General features: G+C 46.8%; 20 protein-coding genes. 12 read left to right on the top strand and 8 right to left on the bottom strand.

Translation table 11 applies throughout. The features are described 5' to 3' along the window. The first annotated feature begins 22 nt into the window (after positions 1-22). Both E4V70_RS05590 and E4V70_RS05585 read left to right on the top strand, forming a co-directional pair. Positions 23-907, top strand: a complete 885-nt coding sequence (locus tag E4V70_RS05590) for a cytochrome-c peroxidase (protein ID WP_122861799.1) — start codon at positions 23-25, stop codon at positions 905-907. Next, on the top strand, positions 904-3339 hold the full coding sequence (locus E4V70_RS05585) for an EAL domain-containing protein (RefSeq protein WP_122861800.1): 2436 nt from the start codon (positions 904-906) through the stop codon (positions 3337-3339). Before E4V70_RS05590 ends, E4V70_RS05585 begins: the two co-directional genes overlap by 4 nt. Before the next feature lie 65 nt (positions 3340-3404). Here E4V70_RS05585 and E4V70_RS10740 read toward each other — a convergent pair whose 3' ends face one another. From E4V70_RS10740 to E4V70_RS05575, 3 genes are all read right to left on the bottom strand, one after another. Further along, complete coding sequence (locus E4V70_RS10740) at positions 3405-3542, bottom strand: hypothetical protein (RefSeq protein ID WP_163026433.1); 138 nt, start codon at positions 3540-3542, stop codon at positions 3405-3407. A gap of 96 nt (positions 3543-3638) precedes the next feature. Next, entirely contained in the window at positions 3639-4184 is a 546-nt protein-coding gene (locus E4V70_RS05580; protein WP_122861801.1) for a DUF1523 family protein, read from the bottom strand. A 77-nt stretch (positions 4185-4261) separates the two neighbouring features. After that, positions 4262-6508, bottom strand: coding sequence for a nitric-oxide reductase large subunit (locus E4V70_RS05575; protein ID WP_122861802.1), 2247 nt, complete (start codon positions 6506-6508; stop codon positions 4262-4264). 151 nt (positions 6509-6659) lie between these two features. On the opposite strand from E4V70_RS05575, the gene E4V70_RS05570 reads away from it, so the two are divergent. After that, complete coding sequence (locus E4V70_RS05570) at positions 6660-7190, top strand: chemotaxis protein (RefSeq protein ID WP_122861803.1); 531 nt, start codon at positions 6660-6662, stop codon at positions 7188-7190. A gap of 210 nt (positions 7191-7400) precedes the next feature. Then, positions 7401-7739, top strand: a complete 339-nt coding sequence (locus E4V70_RS05565; RefSeq protein ID WP_122863107.1) for a hypothetical protein — start codon at positions 7401-7403, stop codon at positions 7737-7739. A gap of 146 nt (positions 7740-7885) precedes the next feature. Here the strand turns inward: E4V70_RS05565 and E4V70_RS05560 are convergent, their stop codons facing one another. From E4V70_RS05560 to folE, 5 genes are all read right to left on the bottom strand, one after another. Next, positions 7886-8305, bottom strand: a complete 420-nt coding sequence (locus E4V70_RS05560) for a TOBE domain-containing protein (RefSeq protein WP_122861804.1) — start codon at positions 8303-8305, stop codon at positions 7886-7888. A 316-nt stretch (positions 8306-8621) separates the two neighbouring features. Next, on the bottom strand, positions 8622-9614 hold the full coding sequence (locus tag E4V70_RS05555; protein WP_122863342.1) for an iron-sulfur cluster assembly scaffold protein: 993 nt from the start codon (positions 9612-9614) through the stop codon (positions 8622-8624). A 341-nt stretch (positions 9615-9955) separates the two neighbouring features. Continuing rightward, entirely contained in the window at positions 9956-11134 is a 1179-nt protein-coding gene (locus E4V70_RS05550) for a NifS family cysteine desulfurase (protein WP_122863343.1), read from the bottom strand. 322 nt (positions 11135-11456) lie between these two features. Then, positions 11457-12761 (bottom strand): flagellar protein export ATPase FliI, encoded by a 1305-nt coding sequence (fliI, locus tag E4V70_RS05545; protein ID WP_122863344.1) that lies wholly within the window; start codon positions 12759-12761, stop codon positions 11457-11459. Continuing rightward, positions 12761-13363, bottom strand: coding sequence for a GTP cyclohydrolase I FolE (gene folE, locus E4V70_RS05540; RefSeq protein ID WP_122863345.1), 603 nt, complete (start codon positions 13361-13363; stop codon positions 12761-12763). The genes fliI and folE overlap by 1 nt, the downstream gene beginning before the upstream one ends. Before the next feature lie 139 nt (positions 13364-13502). Between folE and tig the strand changes: the two genes are divergently transcribed. From tig to purN, 8 genes are read left to right on the top strand one after another with little or no spacing between them, the layout of a single operon-like run. Then, entirely contained in the window at positions 13503-14819 is a 1317-nt protein-coding gene (tig, locus tag E4V70_RS05535; protein WP_122863346.1) for a trigger factor, read from the top strand. Beyond that, positions 14819-15409 (top strand): ATP-dependent Clp endopeptidase proteolytic subunit ClpP, encoded by a 591-nt coding sequence (gene clpP / locus E4V70_RS05530; RefSeq protein WP_002949394.1) that lies wholly within the window; start codon positions 14819-14821, stop codon positions 15407-15409. Before tig ends, clpP begins: the two co-directional genes overlap by 1 nt. A gap of 10 nt (positions 15410-15419) precedes the next feature. Continuing rightward, on the top strand, positions 15420-16457 hold the full coding sequence (locus E4V70_RS05525) for a GGDEF domain-containing protein (protein ID WP_122863347.1): 1038 nt from the start codon (positions 15420-15422) through the stop codon (positions 16455-16457). Further along, entirely contained in the window at positions 16454-16663 is a 210-nt protein-coding gene (locus E4V70_RS10960) for a hypothetical protein (protein ID WP_122863348.1), read from the top strand. Before E4V70_RS05525 ends, E4V70_RS10960 begins: the two co-directional genes overlap by 4 nt. Further along, positions 16660-17172, top strand: coding sequence for a peptide deformylase (gene def, locus E4V70_RS05515; protein ID WP_122863349.1), 513 nt, complete (start codon positions 16660-16662; stop codon positions 17170-17172). Before E4V70_RS10960 ends, def begins: the two co-directional genes overlap by 4 nt. Then, positions 17169-18689 carry a YifB family Mg chelatase-like AAA ATPase gene (locus tag E4V70_RS05510; protein WP_122863350.1) on the top strand — a complete coding sequence of 507 codons (1521 nt, stop codon included), beginning with the start codon at positions 17169-17171 and terminating at the stop codon, positions 18687-18689. Before def ends, E4V70_RS05510 begins: the two co-directional genes overlap by 4 nt. Next, complete coding sequence (locus E4V70_RS05505; protein WP_122863351.1) at positions 18686-20107, top strand: NAD(P)H-hydrate dehydratase; 1422 nt, start codon at positions 18686-18688, stop codon at positions 20105-20107. The genes E4V70_RS05510 and E4V70_RS05505 overlap by 4 nt, the downstream gene beginning before the upstream one ends. Beyond that, positions 20089-20670, top strand: a complete 582-nt coding sequence (purN, locus tag E4V70_RS05500) for a phosphoribosylglycinamide formyltransferase (protein ID WP_122863352.1) — start codon at positions 20089-20091, stop codon at positions 20668-20670. The genes E4V70_RS05505 and purN overlap by 19 nt, the downstream gene beginning before the upstream one ends. The last annotated feature ends 26 nt before the right edge of the window (positions 20671-20696 follow it).

Raw genomic sequence — 20696 nt, 5'->3', positions numbered from 1 at the left:
TAAAATTTAAAAAGGATTTTAGTTGCCGCGAGCGTTTTTGCAGATATTTTCGTGCGTTTTATGCTTTTTTTGCGTTCAAGCTTTCGCCGCTTCGCACGTTTTATCTCCGGTCGTCCAGCCGAAATTTGACGAACAAAAAGCCAGACTAGGCAAGGAGCTGTTTTTCGACGCATCGATAAGTCCGAGCGGCACGCTATCTTGCGAGAGATGTCACAACCTTTACTGGGACTTAAGCGGTACAAGCAAAAAAAACGTAAAAATCTCCGCCGACGAGCAGATCAGCCCGCCTACCGCGCTAAATTCGGCGCTAAATTTTATATTTTTTAAAAACGGCGAGGTTAAGGATCTAGCGGGGCAGGTCAGACAGAGTCTAACGAGTAAAAATGAGCTTGCCAGCGAGCCGAAATTTTTAATCCAGAAGATAAATCAAAACTCCGTTTACAAGAAAAAATTTGAAGAGCTTTACAAAAACGGGGTGAGTTTTGACAACATCGTCGACACGCTGGTAAATTTTGAAAAAGCCCTCGTCACACCAAACGCCAAATTCGACAAATTTATCAGCGGCGACGAGAGCGTTTTTGACGATGAGGAGAAGCGTGGATTTGAGCTATTTAAAAAAATCGGTTGCATAAACTGTCATAGCGGCGCAAATATGGGCGCAAACCTCTACTACGAGCTAAGATTTCACGCAGACGGCAACAAAACCGGCCGCTACAAAGTGCCTAGCCTGCGCAACATCGAAAAAACAGCGCCGTACTTTTATAGCGGCGAGGTCATGGACCTAAAAGACACGATTAAAGCCGTCGGTAAAATGCTTTTAAACTACGATCTAAGCGACGAGCAGACGGATGCGCTTTATAAATTTTTGCTGACTTTAAGCGGCGAAAAACCGGAAATTTTAAAATGAGACACAAGATAATCTTTCATAAAATTTTATTTTTTACTATCGTTTGTATCGTATTTTTCGGTACCGTGATGACCTATAAGGCTACCAAAGACCTAGTAACCGCCTATGAGTGGAAAGGCACGATAGAAAGCGTAATGGATGCTAACGACGAGGCGAATTTCCTACTCGAAAAAAGTTTTTTGGAGGCCGACTACGACGCGATCATGCGCTATACGGCGGAGTTTAAAAAGGGTCTAAAAAAGCTTGATTCGAGCAATCTAATCTCCTTTGAAAAACTCGCGTTAAACAAAAAAATATTTACCGAGCTGGAAGAGGCGGTTGAAAAAAGAGTCGAGCTAACGGATAAATTTAACTCCGTAACCGCAATGGCAAAGCTCGTTTATAGCGAGATGATTTTAAAATTTGAGGCTTTGGACGGATTTTATTTTAAAGAGTTGATGCCGCAAATTTTGATATTTAGATACGACTTAGATGCCGATCTAAAAGCGCCTAGAAAGCTTTTAAACGAGTATTTAAAAGATTCAAAGTTAACTAAAAACGACGCCGGATTTTTAGCGGGTACGCAAAGGCTGCTTGGCTACTACGAGCAGGCGCAGGAGCTTTATCACGAGATAATGTCGCTCGGAATTTACAAAAAACTATCTGGTCTAAAAGAAAGCAACGAGCGCTATATACAAAAAGTCACGTCAAATTTGCGCGGTACGATGGTGCTGGTGTTCATACTATTTGCGCTTGCGTCGCTGTTCGTCTATATCTCTTACGTTAGGGCAAAGAAGCACATCAGGCTTCTAACTCGCTTCGAGCAAGCCGTCGATAATAGCTTTAACGCAATAACCTTTACCGACCTGGACAGAAAAGTAAAATACGTAAATAAGATTTTTGAGCGAAATTTCGGATACAAATTTGAAGAGCTCAAAGGCAAAAATATAAATATCATCAAATCCCACTATCATCCGCATGAATTCTATCAAGATATGCTAAAAACTATAGAATCCAATCAAATTTGGCGAGCCGATGAGCTAGTGAGCAAAACAAAAAGCGGCGCGCTCATCCATGAGCAGGTTATTTTCTCTCCGCTTTTTAACGAAAGCGGCGACAAAGACGGCTATATGTCGATCAAATACGACAAAACCAAAGAGCTCGCGATGACCAAAGAGCTCGAAAATAAAAACAAAGAGCTGCAAAACGAGGCGTTAAAAGACAAGCTAACGGGGATGGGTAGTTATTTCGCTCTAACGCAAAGAACGGAGCTGGGCGCCGGCGGTATGTTAATCTATATAAACATCAACAACTTCATGGATTTTCGGTTTTTTTACAAGACCAAGACCGTGGATGCCATCATCGCATCATTTGCCGAGACGCTTCAGCTTTGTATCGATACCTATAAGATGGACGCGGACATTTACAGAGTGCAGTTTGACGAGTTTTGCATATGGTACGGCGGCGACGATACAGAGTGGGCCGTGCGTAAATTTATGGATTATTTTAAGGCAAATAGCCTCTATATCACGGTCGAGGGCGCTAGAGAATTTATCCCGAATATCAAAATAACCATCGGCGTTAGCTTGCCTCAAGACACTCCGCAAACAAACCGTTTAACCCAAGCCATGCTAGCTCACCACGAAGCTAAGCAAAAAGGCGAAATAGTACAGTTTTACACCGAAAATAGCCACATAGAGCAGCAGTACTATCACAACCAAATCATGTCGCGCACCATCGAAAACGCCATATATAACGATACCGTGATCGTCGAGTGCCAGCCTATTTACGACGTATCGGGCGAAGAGGCCGGGGTCAAATACTACGAAGTCCTCGTGCGTATCATCGATGAAAGCGGCAAAATCCTATATCCGGGCGAGTTTTTGGATATAGCAAAGAAAATTTCGCTTTACAACGAGATAACTAAAAAAGTCGTCGAGCACGTATTTAGGCTCGTAGAGAAATTTACGAACACGAGCTTTTCGATGAATCTTTCCAGTAGCGACATCGCAAACGAGAGCATAAGAGAGCTCATCGAGAAAAAGCTACGCGTCTGCTCAAAGCCCGAGCACATGTATTTTGAGATACTAGAGAGCGAAGGCGTTGATGATTATAAGATCGTAAATGATTTTATCAACAGGATCCGCGCCTACGACTGCAAAATTTCGATCGATGATTTCGGTAGCGGCTATTCGAACTATTACCGTATCTTGGAGCTTGATATCGACACGATCAAGATCGACGGCTCGATCATCAAAAAGCTCCCGTACGACAAAAACGCTAGGTATCTACTGCAAACCATCATCGACTTTGCCGGAAGACAGGGCTACAACGTCGTGGCGGAGTTTGTGAGCTCAGAAGAAATTCTCGCAGAAATAAAAAAATTCGGCATAAAATACGCACAGGGATTTTTGCTAGGCAAGCCGACTTCGCCGAGCAATATTGAGGAGTAAAAACGCACGGGCTTTGCGCCGTTAAATTTAGCTCGTCCTAGTCAAATTTGTCCGTTCAAATTTGACTAATCCTGCATCCAGACCGCCAAAAATCCGAGCAAAACTATAGCCAAAAACAATCCCGCTTGAAAATAAAAATTCTTTTTCAAATTTTCGTTTATCAAAGCACAAAGCTCGGAGATAAAGATGTATAGCTCGCTCACGCATATCCTTTGGCTTCAAATTTTACGTCAAATTTGCCGCCCTCGCCGAGTCAAATTTGAGCGAGGCGACGAAAAGCCGCTCAAATTTAGCTTGGATTATAAATTTGAGCTTGGCTCGCCTTTAAATTTCCTTCTAACAAAAACGGCGCAAACCGCAAACGAAATCGCCGTCAAAGCGTAAAATATATAGCTAAAAATAGGATTTGCGCGCGTTTCGCCATCTTTTAGCTTTTTTACCGAAACAGCGTTTCTAAACATATCAAACATCGCGATGCGCCAGCCGTAGTATTTGATCTGCGCCCTGCCTTCGCCCACTAGACTCTGTGCGGCAGCTTGGACGTCGGCGGAGTTAAATTTAAAATAAAGCGGCAAGCCCCAGCCCGTATCCTCGTTGCGATACGGCATCACCTTCGTGCCGTTTAACTCCCGCGTGTAGATAAAATACACGTCGCGCGTCGGGCCGTCGGCGGGATTTTGCGCGTCGATAAAGCCGTCTTTGTCCATGCGCTTGACCTCGCCGCCCGTGATGATCACCTCGTCGTAGTGCGGAAAAGCGTAGTTTATCGCCGCAAACGCTAAGGCGTGCAGGGCAAACAGAAAGGTAATGATGGAAATTTGAAAGTATTTTTTGAATTTTTGCATTTTCGTCCTTTTGGGGCGAATTGTACAAGATAGAAGTTTAGAAGAAGCTAAGCCCCTAAAGCAGGGGCTTAGATGGGTTAGGCTTTAGCCTTGCAGCCGCAGCTTCCCGCGATAAATTTAAGAATCTGGATAAAGAAGCAAACGCCGCCGATGATGAAGATCGTATCGCCGATCATCCTTAGCCAGCGTAAATTTTGCAAGTGATCCATCTGTAAAAACTCCGCGCTTCTAGCGTACCACATGCCTACGTCTATCGCGGCGACGGCCTGATAAAGACCGATCGGAAGCAACGACGCTAAAATCATCAGCATTAGACCCGCATTTAGCGACCAAAAGCCTACTTTCATCAGCTTGTCGTTAAATTCTTGCCCTTTGAAAAGGTAAAGCGCCACGAGCCAAACAAAACCTAGCGCTAAAAATCCGTAAACGCCGAAAAGCGCCGCGTGTCCGTGCACCGAAGTAGTATTTAGACCCTGGATGTAGAACAAAAATAGCGGCGGGTTGATAAGGAAGCCAAACACGCCGGCTCCTAGCATATTCCAAAACGCCACCGCGATAAAGCAGTAAAGCGGCCATTTGAGATTTTTCGCCCAGCTTTGCGCGAACTGAAGCGAATACTGATGAAAGGCCTCCGCTCCAAGAAGCACCAAAGGCACGACCTCAAGCGCGGAAAAGCTAGCACCCACCGCCATGATCGGAGTGGTCGTTCCCGCAAAATAAAGGTGGTGGAAGGTGCCAGGGATGCCGCCGATCAAAAACAAGCTAGCGCTCGCTAGAGTCGAATAGGTCGCAAATTTTTTACCCACTAGACCCAAAGATGCAAACACGAACGCAAGCGAAGCGGTCGCAAATACCTCGAAAAAGCCCTCGACCCAAAGGTGAACGACCCACCAGCGCCAGTATTCCATCACCGGTAGCGGGCTTCTTTGTCCGTAAAATAGCCCAGCGCCGTAGAAAAGTCCCACCGCGATAGCAGAAGCCGTAAATATAGCTAGCAGGTTTTTATCGCCGTCAGCCTTAAATCCGCCGACAAATCCGCGAAGCACGAGCGCCATCCAGATAACAAGACCGACAAACAAAATAAGCTGCCAAACCCTGCCAAGCTCGATATACTCGTATCCTTGGTGTCCCAGCCAAAAGCTTAGGCTAGTATCCATCTTGCCCGCTATCGCCATGTATTCGCCCACAAAGCTACCCACGACTAGGAAAAGTAGCGCGTAAAATAGCAGATCCACGCCTAGTTTTTGAAATTTAGGATCCTTGCCGCCGTTGATGATAGGCGCTAGGAAAAGCCCCGCCGCCAAAAAGCCCGTCGCGATCCAAAAAATGCTCGCCTGTATGTGCCATGTGCGCGCCAAAGAGTAAGGGATGTGCTCGGATAAATTTATACCGTAAAACTCCTGCCCCTCGACCGTGTAGTGCGCCACAAAGCCGCCTATCATGATCTGGAAAACAAAAAGCGCGAGCGCTACGAAAAGGTATTTGCCAAGCGCCTTTTGAGACGGAGTCAAATTTAGCCTTGAGAGCGGATCGGCGTCGATAGGAGCGAGCCTTTCGTGATCTTTTTCTCCGTAGAAATTTGAAAACCAAACTAAAAGACCAACGCCCGCAACCAAAATCGTAACGCTAATAATCGTCCAAAATACGTTTTCTTGCGTCGGCACGTTGTCGATTAGCGGCTCGTGCGGCCAGTTGTTTGTGTATGTAGCCTCGCTATTTGGGCGATTTGTCGCCGTAGCCCAGGTCGCCCAGAAGAAGAAATCATTTAGCTGCTCGCGGTTTTCCTCTTTGGCTAACGTGTTGTTTTTCATCGCGTAGTTTTCGCGTAGCTTTTGGTATTTCGGATCGTTACCGAAAAGCCCGCTATACTCGTCACGCACTACCTTTGCCGCGGCGATCCTCTCGTCGCTGATCGTTATAACGCCATTTTTTAGCGTATTCGTGCGGTATTCGCTCTTTGTTAGGGCCTTGATGTTGGCTTGCTGTTCGGCGCTTAGAGCGTCAAATTTAGCTCCGTAAAGCTGAGCGGCCTTGATATCCATAAACGCGACCAGCTCTTTATGTAGCCAATCAGCCGTCCAGTCGGGCGCCTGATACGCTCCGTGTCCCCACACCGAGCCCACCTGCATACCGCCGATGCTTTGCCAGGCTTCCTGGCCTTTGTAAATTTGCTCTTGCTCGATTATGATTTTGCCGTTTTTATCGGCAAAACTCACCACGGGCGGCGCTTCGCGGTAAACCTCTACGCCGTAATAGCCCAGTATCCCGAAAGCGATGGTAACGACAGCCACCAGCGCCCACCAATACTTCTTGTATTCACGCATACTTTGTCTCCTTTTGAAAAATTCGGACAAAGTTTATCCAAAATAAATTTGCGCAAAAATGATGTATATCAATAAAAGGACTAAATTTGTCCTTAAAATATGCCTTATATTAAAAAATGTATAATTTCAAAAATATATTTTAGGAGATTTTATGCTCAAATTTGAGATCGTTTATAAATTTTGCCTGGTTTGCATGCTGATTTTAGGACTTTGTTTGCTCGCGTTTTCGGGGGCAAATTTCGCGCTCGGAGAGTACGGCGAATTTTGGATGAGCGCGCATAAATTTGCGGGCTTTTTGGTTGCGCTTGCAGCCGTTTTGCACGTGATAAATCGCAAGAAAAAGCTCATCAAGCTCGCAAACGAATTTATAGACGTCGTCACTCGCCGCAAAAACCCGAGCATGTGCAACATGGACCGCATCATCGCCTCGCTAGAGCCCTATACGATCGCTGAGATCTCGCAAAAACTAGGCTTTGACGAGACCGAGTTTTGCCGCACCTTGCGCGAAAACGGCGTCAAATTTAACGGTGCCGATCAAACTTTGCGCCAAATCGCTTTTTTAAACGACGAAAAGATATTTTTTGTCCTTGTTCTCATAGTTGAGACGAAATTCGGCAAGAGATTTTGCGGCGAACTCAAATTTAAAGGCGCTAAATTTAACGGTGTCAAAAATGCGGCTTAAGCTCGGCCGCAAGCGACGGGGGACTAAATTTGCATTTTTGAAAGGGCTCAAATTTTAAAAATAACTGAAATTTTAATCATAACTTTTAACGTTTTGCTTTTTGGCGGGATTGCTTGGACGATATTTTGGCGCAATCCTAGCAAACTTAGCCGACGCCAACTCGCCGCCGTAAACGAAATCGGCGAAGGGGGTGCGATAAAAAGGCTTTCCGTGCGGCCGTTTTTGCTTTGGTTGGAGAGGTTTTTCATCTCATACGAGAGCCTTTGGTTTGATCAAAACTACGTCTACGTTTTTAGAGGACAGGAGCTTGCGGCGAGGTATAAATTTGAGCAAATTTTAGCGCTTGAGGGCACGAAAACGCGGATCAATAGCACTAGAATTTGGCGGATTTGTTTTGCGGACGAGTTTGAGCAAGACGGCTCGACCGAATATAAATTCGCGCCCGCCGTTTCGATTTTTACGTCGAATTTTAAAGAGTTTTTGCAAATTTTACGAGAGAAAAATCAGGACGCGACCAAAACGAAACCGAGATTTTGGGAGACGGTTTAGTGCTAAATTTGTACACGATAAAACCACCTAAAATTGGCCTTTAAGATTTGGTTTTTTTAGTTAAGCGATATAAATTGCGGGATTAAATTTAAGTGAAGGCAAATTGCTTTAGCGAGCGGCCATAAACCGCTCGCTATTTAAAAGAATTAAGCACCTATAATAATATGGCTAGCTTTGATGATAGCAGTTACTTCATCGCCCGCTTTTAGAGCTAGGTTTTTAGCAGATTCGTTAGTGATGATAGCGCTTAGCTTATCGCCGCCTGCTATCTCGATATCTACTTCAGCGTTTACCGCACCCTCTACTACTTTTACTACTTTACCTTTTAGTTGGTTAGTAGCGCTTAGCTTTAGACCGTTCTCGCCTTTAGCTACTATGATAGAAGAAGCTTTAAATAGATAAACTACCTTTTTACCTGCTACTAGATCTAGAGCCTTTTGGCTATCTACTGTTACGGTTGCTTTTACGGTCTCTCCGCCTTGCAATTTTGCTACGATTAGAGAGTTTACCGCTCCCTCTCTTACCTCCGTGATTTGAGCTTGTAGTTGATTTCTTGCGCTAAACATTGCGTTTTCCTTTGTGATTAAATTTGATTTTGTATTAAAATCTGGACGAATATTAACAACTTAAACTTTTATAAAACTTAAAAAACAAATATGCAAAAATCTAACTTTATCACTAAAAACGCATACATTAACGATTATCGGAATTTTAGGTATTTTGATAAATGAAGTAGAAAAATTTAATTTCGCAATTTTGAATTTGGGGTAGGTGGATTTTGGGGTAAATTTGAGTGAAAATAGAGTAGGGCGGCTAAATTAACCGCCCTAATTTAATCAAATTTGAGCCCTAAGCCGCATCAAATTTGCCGTGTAAAGCAGATCAGATAGGTAGGACGCGGATATTTGGACTGAGGTTTTCTTGCAATACGTTTTCGATCGCGTATAGCGTGCCCGTCGCGCCGCTTGCGCAGCCGCTGCAAGCGCCAATATATCTGATATAGACGTCAAATTTACCCTCGGCGTCTTTTTGCAGATCGAGGATCTCCATGTTACCGCCGTCCATCATCAGCATCGGGCGGATATCTCTGTCGATGACGCTCTCGATGGCCTTTAGCTGGCCAACGACGGTCATGCTCTCAAAGCTCACGTTGTCAAATTTGCCAGAAACCTGCGCGTCGATAACGGCTTGCTTTTTCTCCTGCTCCATCTCGGCTCTGGTGTCTGCGAGGATATCCACGAGATAATACTCGCGCTTTTCGTGTCCGCCCGGGCGCACGCAGGATTTGCAAAAGGCGCCTGCTTTGGTGTATTGCGTGATCTCCTCGACCGTGTGTAGGTCGTTTAGGCGGATGACCTCCTTGATCGTGCCTAGGCTCACGCGCGCGCACTCGCACACGATGATCTCGTCCTCGAAATGCTCCGGATCCACGCCCTTGTACTGCGCTGCGGCGGCCTTGATGACGTCGTAGGCCATAACCGAGCAGTGCATCTTTTGCGGCGGAACGGCTGGGACGTCTGGCGTATCGCGCATGGCTTTTTCCACGTCGATGTTGGTGATTTTGACCGCTTCATCCACGGTCTTGCCGACGCAAAGCTCGGCCATTGTATCTGAGCTAGCCACCGCCGTGCCGCAGCCAAAGCTTTTAAATTTAGCATCCATAATGCGGTCGGTTTTCTCGTCCACGAGCCAATACAGCCTCACTGCGTCGCCGCAGCTCTCCGCGCCAAAGTCCGCCACGATGAGCTTACCGCCTCTTGCTTTAGCCTCGTCCTCGGTGATCTCGCCCATAAATTTGGGATTGTTCATGCGGTCTTGGACGTTTTGGGAGTATTCGTCCCAAATCGAACCGCCTATTAGATTATTTTTTGCCATTTTATTCCTTTTTTGCGCTTCGTCTTTTGAGCTCTTTTTGCGGAGCTTGCTAAAATTTAGCTCGGCGGACCATCTGTCCAGCCCACGCTAAATTTTACCTGCGCAACCCCAAAAATCATCTCAAAATACTTCAGCTTACACTTTTTATTTAACTCAAATTTGGGCTTTCAAAGCTCAAATTTCAATCAAATTTAATCTCAAATTTGGCCGCAGAGAGACAAGGCAAAGTATCGCGAGACGGATTTAAGGGTTGCGAAGAAATTTTCGACCGAAGATAGAACATATAGTTCATCGAGGGAGAAAATTTCTAGCTCCGTTAAAGACGCTTGCGAGAAGAGCCGTTACTTGCCGTTAGGGTTGTAGGCGTACGTGCTTGATATACTTCTCAGCCTCACCACCGCCTTTTTGATATGCTCTATCGCGTAGTCGATCTCTTCTTCGGTATTAAACCTCGACAGCGACAGCCTTAGCGCCGTATGCGCCAGATCGCTGCTAGCTCCGATGGCTTCCATTATCGGGTTGCTCTCTAGCGTCTCAGACGCGCACGCCGAACCCGTAGACGCCGCGATACCGGCCTGATTTAGATCCCACAGCATAGCCTCGCCCTCGACGCCTTTTATGGCGGCTAGGATGGTGTTTGGCAGCCTGTGGGCGCGCTCTCCCACGACCGAGACGTCGGGTAGCTCTAGCAGCGCGTCCTCGAGCTTGTCGCGCAGGCGTCTAACGTGCAGATTTTCAAACTCGATTAGCTTGTTGCTGTTTTCCAGCGCTTGCGCCATGCCGACGATGCCCGCGACATCGAGCGTCCCGCTGCGTCTGCCGCCCATATGTTCGCCGCCGTGAAGCAGGCTCGTTAGCTTTTGCGAGTCTTTGATATATAGGCCGCCCACGCCTTTTGGTCCATGAAATTTATGCGCCGAAAAGCTCATAAAATCCACGCCCATATCGCGCACGTTTATCTTGATCTTGCCGACGGTTTGCGTCGCGTCGGTGTGAAATAGCGCGCCGTGCTCGTGAGCGATCTCCGCGCACTCTTTGATCGGGAAAATGGTGCCCGTTTCGTTATTTGCCCACATGATGCTAACGAGCGCGGTCTTGTCGTCGATGAGCTTTCTTAGGTCGTTTGGATCGAGCAGGCCGTTTTCGTTTACGGGTACGTAGCTCACGCGTACGCCGTACTTTTTGAGAAACTCAAAAGTTGCCGAGATAGCCGGATGCTCGACTGCGCTAATGATGACGTGATCTTTCTCTTTATTTAATATATGATCGAAAAATACGCCCTTAGCCACCCAGTTGTTGCTCTCGGTGGCGCAGCCCGTGACCACGATGTCGTCGTTGTCGCTCGCGTTTATGCCGGCATAGAGCTGATCCATCGCGCGGCGAAGCGCAGGGTGTGTCTCTGAGCCGAATCTATGAAGCGAGTTTGGATTGCCGTATTTCTCGCAAAAAAACGGCTTCATAAGCTCGAAAGCTTCGGGATCGACCATCGTCGTGGCATTGTTGTCTAGATATACTCTCACGCTTGACCTTTATCAATTAGGATATATTTTATCCCTTTTATTTTCGCGACGATAATATAACAAATTTTATAAATTTTTGATTAAAATTTTAGCTTAGTTTTTTCAAATTTAACTGTTTTTTGATAGAGTTTATATATTGAAATTCCTTATCAAATAAGCAAAGTATCGCCGTTTCGGTCAAATTTGATATAAAAAGATAAAATATATCCTAAACTTAGTTTGATTTCTTAAGGTTTTAGAAAATTTAAAAATTAAAATTTTCGCATTTTGGATGAAATTAGGCGAAATAAATCCGAATTTGACGCGGCAAAAATAAATTCGACTAATTTATCCCGCCCAGCAGCTCTTGCGTCTGCTCGAAGCTAAAGCCCTCTTCGGCGTCTTGTTTTAGGAAGTTATCTATAAATTCTTTTTTCGAGATAGCAAGGTCTAGCTCTTTGTCGCTGCCTTTTTGATACGCGCCGATGCGTAGCAGGACCTCGTTTTCTTTTAGAAGCGAGTAGAGGCGCTTTAGCTTGGCGGCGTTTGCCCTGTGCTCTTTGGTCGCGATGTCGCTCATTACGCGCGAGGCGGAGTTTAGGATGTTTATAGGCGGGTAGATACCAAAGTCCGTCATCTCGCGGCTAAGCACGATGTGGCCGTCTAGGATCGAGCGGCTCTGGTCGGCTATCGGATCGCTCATATCGTCGCCGTCGACTAGCACCGTGAAAAAGGCCGTTATGCTGCCTTTGCCCTCTTCTTTGCCTGCGCGCTCCATCAGTTGAGGCAGTAGGGTAAGTACGGATGGCGGGTAGCCCTTGGACGTCGGCGGCTCGCCAAGAGCAAGACCTATCTCTCGCTGCGCCATTGCAAACCTTGTCACGCTATCCATAATGAAAAGCACGTCTTTACCTTGGTTTTTAAAGTATTCGGCCACGCTCATCGCGCAAAAGGCGCCGTATTTTCGCATCAACGGGCTATCGTCGCTGGTGGCTACGATGACGACGGTTCCGCTTAGATCGCCACGTAAATTTTTCTCTATAAACTCCGGCACTTCGCGGCCGCGCTCGCCGATAAGCGCGACAACCTTGATCGGAGCTTGCGAGTTTTTCACGATCATGCCCATGAGCGTACTTTTGCCCACGCCAGAACCCGCAAAAATGCCTAGTTTCTGGCCTTTGCCGCAGGTTAGCAGCCCGTCGATGCTTTTAACCCCGACGCTAAAAATTTCATCTATTAGTCCGCGCTTCATCGCATCGATCGGAGCTTGCATGATCGGAGCGTACTCGGTCGTAGCGATCGCGCCTTTGCCGTCTTTTGGATTCATAAAAGGATCCACTACGCGCCCCAAAAGGGCGTCGCCGACGGGGATTTTCATGCCCTGGTCGCTTTGATAGACGAAGTCGCCGATCTTGTAGCCTTCTACAAAGCCAAAGGGCGAGATGAGCGCGGTATTTTGCCGCACTTCAGTCACCATCGCCAGCCCGCTTTTGCTCTTGTCTTTAGCGCAAATTTGTACGATGTCGCCGATGCTAGGGCGAAGGCCCGAAATCTCTATCGTCGTAGCAGAAATTCGCTCGATCACGCCAAAGACGCTAGAGAGAGATAAATTTGCGCTCAGTTTTGATTTTAAGCTATCTAAGCTCACTAAAATCTCACTTCTTTGTGCGAATTTATAAGGGAGAAAAACTCGCGTCTAGTCTCGCTGCTATTTAAAAAACAGCCTCGTAGCGCCGATGTCGTCGTGGTCGAGTTGATCTTGCCCACGCCTCGCATCTCCACGCACATGTGGCGCGCCTCGATGACGACGCCCACGCCTTTTGGCTTGATGACCTCTTGTACGGCCTGCGCGATCTGCTCTGTAAGCTGCTCTTGGATCTGCAGGCGGCGGGCGAAGATATTTACCATACGCGGGATTTTGCTAAGGCCCACGACCTTGTGATTTGGGATGTAGGCCACGTGCACGCGCCCGAAAAACGGCAGCAAATGATGCTCGCAAAGGCTGTAAAATTCGATATCTCGCACGAGCACCATTTCGTTATTTGAGCTATCAAACAGCGCGTCGTTTAGCACGACTTTTGGGTCTTGCCAGTAGCCGCTCGTTAAAAACTCGTAAGCTTTAAAAACGCGCTCGGGAGTTTTAGCTAGCCCCTCTCTGCGCGGGTCTTCGCCGACTAGATTTAGCATCTGCTCGACGCAACTTTCAAACTTTTCTTTTTTTAAATTCTCATTTTTTAAATTTTCTTGCATTTGCGTTCCTGATTCATTTCACTATTTAAATTTGATAAATGATTTTACTTAAATTCGCCTTTTGCGCGCTTAAATTTATACTATGAATAAGGAAAATTTTGCTACACTCTAGGAAATTTTTATTTTTTAAAGGAATTTAATGCAAATCAAAACCAAGGCGATCGACGCCGTAAATGCTTCGCTAAGTGCGAAAATACCGAGCGCGGACGTAAAAGCCAAACTCGAAAACGCTGCGAAAAAAGCTGCGAAAAATATGAAAATAGACGGATTTAGAGCGGGCAAAGTGCCGGTAAACGTGGTGCTAAAACGCTACGAAAAAGAGCTAACCGCCGATGCCGAGCAAGACGCGCTAAAAGACGCGATAGACGCAGGTCTAAAAGAGCTAAATAGAAAATTTGAAGAGGTTATCGGCGAGCCGATCGTGACGAAATTTGACAGAGGCGAGAACGAGATCGACGCGGAGATCGAAATCTCGTTTAAACCCGTCATAAACATCGACGGCTACGAGGAACTAATAGAGAACGTCAGCGCGCCGCGCGTAACGAAAAAAGAGATCGACGAGAGAAAAAACGAAATTTTAAAAATGATGGCTCCGCTAGAAAAAGTGGAAAAAGCCGCGCTTGAAAAGGGCGATTTCGCTAAATTCGACTTCGAGGGCTTCGTAGACGGCGTTGCGTTTGAGGGCGGTAAAGCCGAAAACTACCTGCTAGAAATCGGCTCGGGTCAGTTTATACCTGGCTTTGAGGACGGTATGATCGGGCTAAAAGTCGGAGAGGAGCGCGACGTGAAGGTTAAATTTCCGGCCGAGTACGGCGCTGCTCACCTTGCGGGCAAAGACGCGACATTTAAAGTAAAGCTACACGAAATCCAAGGTAAAAAAGTGCCTGAAGAGATCGACGAAGAGACGCTAAAACGCATCATGCCGGGCGAGGAAAAGGTAAGCGTCGAGCTATTTGAAGAGAGACTAAAAGAACAGATCAAAGCCGAGAAGCACGCTAAAAACGTAAACGAGGAGCTAAAGCCTAAATTTGCCGACGCGATCGTGGCTAAATTTAACTTCGACGTGCCGAAAAATATCGTAGAACAAGAGATGGATATGCAGTTCCGCGGCGCTTGGAGCAGCTTTACGCCTGAGCAGATGGCTAAATTTAGAGAGGACAAAGACGCTCTAACCAAACAGCGCGAGACATACCGCGACGACGCGGTAAAAAGCGTGAAACTAACGTTTATAATAGACGAGCTAGCGCGCCGCAGAGATATCAAAGTAAGTGACCAAGAGCTGATCCAAGCGGTGTATTTTGAGGCGTATCGCTCGGGCGTAGATCCGAAACAGCACCTTGAAAACTATAAAAACCAAGGAATTTTGCCTGCGATCAAAATGTCGATGATCGAGGAGAAGCTATTTAACGAGATGTTTGCGCTAAAGAGCGATAAGAAAGAGAAAAAGGCGGAGTAATGAGCTACTACATCCCCTACGTCATCGAGCGCACGAGCAAGGGCGAGAGAAGCTACGACATCTACTCGCGCCTGCTAAAAGACCGCATAATAATGCTTAGCGGCGAGATCGAGGACGGCATGGCGTCTGCGATCGTGGCTCAGATGCTGTTTTTGGAGGCCGAAGACCCGGACAAAGACATATATCTATATATAAACAGTCCTGGCGGCGTGATAACGAGCGGATTTAGCATTTACGATACGATGAACTACATCAAGCCCGACGTCTGCACGATTTGTATAGGTCAGGCGGCGTCTATGGGCGCGTTTTTGCTTAGTTGCGGCGCGCAGGGCAAGCGTTATGCGTTGCCAAATTCGCGCATCATGATTCACCAGCCTTTAGGCGGTGCGCGCGGACAGGCGACAGATATAGAGATCCAGGCGAAGGAAATCTTGCGTATGAAAGAGATTTTAAACGCGATCCTAGCTAAAAATACGGGTCAAAAACTAGCTAAAATCCAAAAAGACACCGACAGAGACTTTTTCATGAGCTCTGCCGAAGCCAAAGAGTACGGGCTTATAGATAAAGTTTTGGAGAAAAGCTTTAAGTAAAGAGTAGAATTTGATAAAGTTAGACAACAAAAAAAGCGATACCGTAGTAGTAAAAAAAGAGGATGAAAAGGCCGTAGAGGGCGAATTAAACATCTACGGCTTTTCCGAGGCGATTATTAAAGAACTAAGCGAGGAACACATCCCCTCGATACCGAAAAACTACACCGTTTTTTTTGAAAAGATGCTCGAAAAGCAACCCGATGATTTTAAGAAAAAAGTCGGCGAGATCATAAAGATCGAAGAAGAGATCAGCAGACTCGAAGACGATAGAAAAATAAACATCGAGCGCGAAGTAAAAAACAGCTTCATGCAGATAAAAAGCATGTTGCAAGCCGTAGGACTCATTTATAAGAATTTGACTATCCTAAGAACCATAATAAAAAAACGCTCGAGCATCTTAGAGCCAAATATCAGCTTGCTAAGCTTGCAAAATATGTTTAACGAATTTAACGAAGACCTAAATAAGCTAAATTCGCTGATGGGTAAGCATATCGAAGTGATAAAAACTAGCTACGAAGAGGTCAGTAGAGTCTTTAAGGTCGTAGAGGAGCAGTCTATCTACGATCCTAAATTTGACATCTACAATAGGAAATTTTTCCTAAAAACGCTCGAAACCGAAGTCGGATATATCAAAAAATACGGCTACGAATCCTCTATCCTGCTCATAAAGACAAAAGATGAAAGTCTAAAAGATATCGGCTCAAAAAGTAGATTGGCGCTGCTAAAAAATATTTCTAGAATGCTGCTACGCACATCAAAACGAAGCGATATCTTGGCGCATTACGGCGACGGGTGCTTTGCTATGCTAATGCGGCACACCGATATGGTCGGCGCGCAAAAGGCCTGCGAGCGTATCACCGAGATGTTTTACGAGACCTCGTTTATACTAAAGGGCGAGAAATTCGAGTTTGATATGGAGGTTGTTGCCTGCAACCTAAGAACCGATAAAACGGTCGCCGAGCTACTATCTGCGGCGCTCGATACTCTCGTAAAAACGGGCAGAGACAGTAAGCGTTACGAGATTTTAGACGAGAAAGCAGCTAAATGATACTAGAAATTCTCACCTATCCGAACAAAAAACTCTTCGTCAAATCGCTTGAAGTTAAAGTTTTTGACGACGAGTTGCATAAATTTTTAGACGACAGAACCGATAAAACGGTCGCCGAGCTACTATCTGCGGCGCTCGATACTCTCGTAAAAACGGGCAGAGACAGTAAGCGTTACGAGATTTTAGACGAGAAAGCAGCTAAATGATACTAGAAATTCTCACCTATCCGAACAAAAAACTCTTCGTCAAATCGCTTGAAGTTAAAGTTTTTGACGACGAGTTGCATAAATTTTTAGACGACATGTATGAGACCATGATCGCTAAAAACGGTATCGGACTAGCCGCCATCCAGACGGGCGAGGCTAAGCGAATTTTGATCATAAATTTAGTTGACGAAGAGAGTAAAGAGCAGCGCAAAGAGGATCTGCTAGAAATCATAAATCCCAAAATTTTACGCAAAGAGGGCGAGATAATCTATCAAGAAGGCTGTCTTAGCGTGCCGGGATACTACGAGGACGTAAAAAGAGCCGAGTTTATAACGCTAGAGTACCAAGACCGCTTCGGACAGCGCCAAGAGCTCGAGGCAGATGGGCTTTTGTCAGTCGCCATCCAGCACGAGATGGATCATCTCGACGGGCACCTTTTTATCGAGCGTATCGGCTACAACAAACGCAAAAAATTCGACAAAGAGTATAAAAAGCAAAAAAACGCATGAAAGCCCTAAAATGCGCCACCTATAACGACGAATTGCGGCTTGTGGACGTCGAGTCCAGTTTTAACCGCGGTTTGCCCGCACTTAATATCGTAGGGCTTGCGGGAGCTTCGATCAAAGAGAGTGCCGAGCGCGTAAAATCAGCGCTTCTGTCGTTAAATTTTTCTTTTCCAGCGCAAAAAATCATCATAAATTTATCCCCGTCCGATATGCCAAAATCAGGCAGTCACTTCGACCTACCCATCGCGCTTTTAATCGCCTTGCAAAAAGAGCGCGACTTCGAGCCTATTTTCGTATTTGGCGAGCTGGGGCTTGACGGCGGCGTCAAAAGCACGGCGAGCCTTTTTTCTATCCTACTTTTTTTGAGCGCGAAAGCGCAGGGTTCTCGCGTACTGATTCCGCAAGAGATAGCGCAAAAAGCGGGCGCGATACCGAATTTAGAAATTTACGCCGTTTCAAATTTAGCCGAGGCGATCAAATTTTTCCTAGAGCCAGAGTTTGCCGCCTCGCGCAGAGTAGGCAGCGTTCATCCGCTTTTTTCGAATTTGATCAAAATCGACGAAAAAAGCTTCGTAAAAAATCAAAATTTCGAGCTAAATTTTAGCGACGTCAAAGGCCAAAGTAGGGCAAAAAGGGCCTGCTTGGTGGCTGCTTGCGGTATGCACAACGTTATCTTTGAGGGCAGCCCCGGATGCGGAAAGAGTATGAGCGCCAAGCGCCTGCGCTACATTTTGCCGCCGCAAAGCTTGGATGAGATTTTGCTTAGTTGCGCTTATAGCTCGCTAAATCAGCAGGAGAGTGAATTTTCCGCTCTTCGCGCCTTTCGTTCGCCTCACCACACGAGCACGCGTAGTTCGATTTTTGGCGGAGGATCGAGCTCGGCTAGGATCGGCGAGGTCGGGCTAGCTAACGGCGGGATTTTATTTTTCGACGAGCTTCCGCACTTTGCGCCCCAAATTTTAGAAAGCCTGCGCGAGCCGCTCGAGGACTACAAAATCAATATCTCGCGCGTAAATTCAAAAATCACGTATGAGACCAAATTTATGTTCGTAGCCGCGATGAACCCTTGCCCTTGCGGCAATTTACTTTCTAAAAATCTAGAGTGTAAATGCTCGGAGCTTGAGATCAAACGCTATAAATCGCGCATCTCCGCGCCCGTGCTAGACCGCATCGACCTTCACGTACAGATGGACGAGGTGAGCGCCGATGATAAAAGCGACGTCACGAGCGAATCGATGCAAGATACCGTGCTACGCGTGTTTGAGACGCAAATCGCGCGCGCGCAAAGCGAGCTAAACGGCAAGCTTAGCGATGAAGAGATCGCTAAATTTTGCGTTTGCGACGACGAGGCGAGTGGGGCGCTAGATCACGCGACGCAGAGGTTTTCGCTCAGTCGTCGCGCCATAAACAAAACCTTAAAAGTCGCCCGCACGGTCGCCGACATCGAAGGCTCGCGTATCATCAAAAAGCCGCACATTTTAGAGGCTTTGAGCTACCGAGTGAAGCAGGAGGGCGCATGAAAAAGCTATTTTGGGATACGGCGGAGCTTGACGCTAGGGCTGTGAGCAAGTTTGGGCTTAGCACCGAAGTGCTGATGCAAAATGCCGCTAACGCGTTAGCTAACGCCGTGCGAAGTAAGTTTAAAAAATCATCGACCAAACGCCGTAAAATTTTAGGCGTAGTCGGCAGCGGAAATAACGGCGCAGACGTGCTCGCCGCGCTTAGACTTTTGGGCGGCAAATTTGATTGTTTCGCGTTTTTAGCGAGCGACAAACAAAACGAAACCTCAAAAATCGAGCTAACCAGAGCGCTAAAATGCGGAGTAAATTTGATCCCAAATTTGACGCAAATCGGCGAATTTGATTGCATCATCGACGGGATTTTCGGAACCGGACTTAGCCGCGAGCTAGACGAACGGACGATAAATTTGCTAAATTTGCTAAACGAAAAACCCGCCTATAAGCTTGCCTGCGACATCCCGAGCGGTCTTGATAAAAACGGCGTACCGCAAGGCGCGGTCTTTAAGGCTGATACGACCGTGACGATGGGCGCGCTAAAGTCGGCGCTTTATAGCGACTTTGCAAAGGATTTCGTGGGGCGCGTAAAGGTCGCAAATTTGGGTCTTTCGCGCGAGCTTTACGAGAAGGGGACGAGCTTTTATAAACTCGGTAAGAGCGATTTAAATTTGCCCTTTCGCGCTAAGCAAAACGCTAATAAGGGCGACTTTGGGCACGTGTTTGTCGTTAGCGGCGAAAAGTGCGGAGCGGCGCGTATAGCGGGACTTGCCGCGCTAACTATCGGTGCCGGGCTCGTTAGCGTCGTGGGCAAAAATTTAAACATTGAGCCCGTTTTAATGCAAAGCGAGCGCATAACGCCCAAAATGCGAGTCGGAGCCGTCGGCATGGGGCTTGGCGAGCTTGATGAGGCGCAAAAAGATGAGCTTTTTAGCGAGCTAAAAACAAAAGATGCGCTCGTTATCGACGCCGATCTTTGCTACGAGCCGCGCACGCTTGAGCTTTTAAATAGCAAAAACGTAGTGGTAACGCCGCATCCAAAGGAGTTTGCGAGCCTGCTAGAGCTTGCGAATCTAGGTAAATTTGACGCTAGCGCAGTGCAAAGAAGTCGCTTCAAACTCGCTCAAGTTTTTAGCCGAAATTTTAAATGCGTGCTTGTGCTAAAGGGCGCAAATACGCTAATCGCGCAAGGCGGCGAGGTCTACGTCATGACGCACGGTAGCGCCGCGCTCGCAAAAGGCGGTAGCGGGGACGCGCTAAGCGGTATCGTCGCGGGACTACTCGCGCAGGGTTACGACCCGCTAAATGCCGCGGTCAGCGGGACGCTGGCTCACGCTCTAGCCGCTCGCCAAATCAAAATCAACGACTACGCGCTCACGGCCGCGGACGTCATCAAAGGACTCAAATGTTTACGAAAAAAATAGCGGTTTTATTTAGCGGCGGCGGCTCGAATTTGGAGGCGATTTTGCAGAGGCTGCACGGCAAAGTTTTTGACGAAACCAAGATCGAGGTCGCGCTAACGCTAACAAACAAAGCCGATGCAGGCGGCATAGTAAAGGCGGCAAAATACGGCCTGCAAAGCGTCGTTACCGAGCACGTTAATTTTGCCTCGCGTGAGGAATTCGACGCCGAAGTCGTAGCGCAGATAAAGCGCGCCAACGTCGATTTAACGGTTCTTGCGGGCTTTATGCGCATCCTTACGCCCGTTTTTACGAGGCAGATTCGCACGATAAATTTGCATCCGTCGCTGCTGCCGCTTTTTAAAGGCGCGCATGCCATAAAAGAGAGCTTTGATAGCGATATGAAGGTAGGCGGCGTGAGCGTGCACTGGGTCAGCGAGGAGCTAGACGGCGGTGCGATCATCGCTCAGCGCGCGTTTGAAAAGAGCGTGGGAATGAGCTTTGAGGATTTTGAAGCTAAAATCCACGAGATAGAGCATGAAATTTTGCCTGAAACTATCGTGCAAATTTTAACCGGCAAAGAGTAAAATTTCGCGTCTAAATTTGAGTTAAA

It is taken from the genome of Campylobacter showae (assembly GCF_900699785.1).
Taxonomy (GTDB): Bacteria; Campylobacterota; Campylobacteria; order Campylobacterales; family Campylobacteraceae; genus Campylobacter_A; species Campylobacter_A showae_D.
Note: the sequence above shows the minus strand (reverse complement) of the source record. Positions and strands in the feature narration are given on the sequence as shown.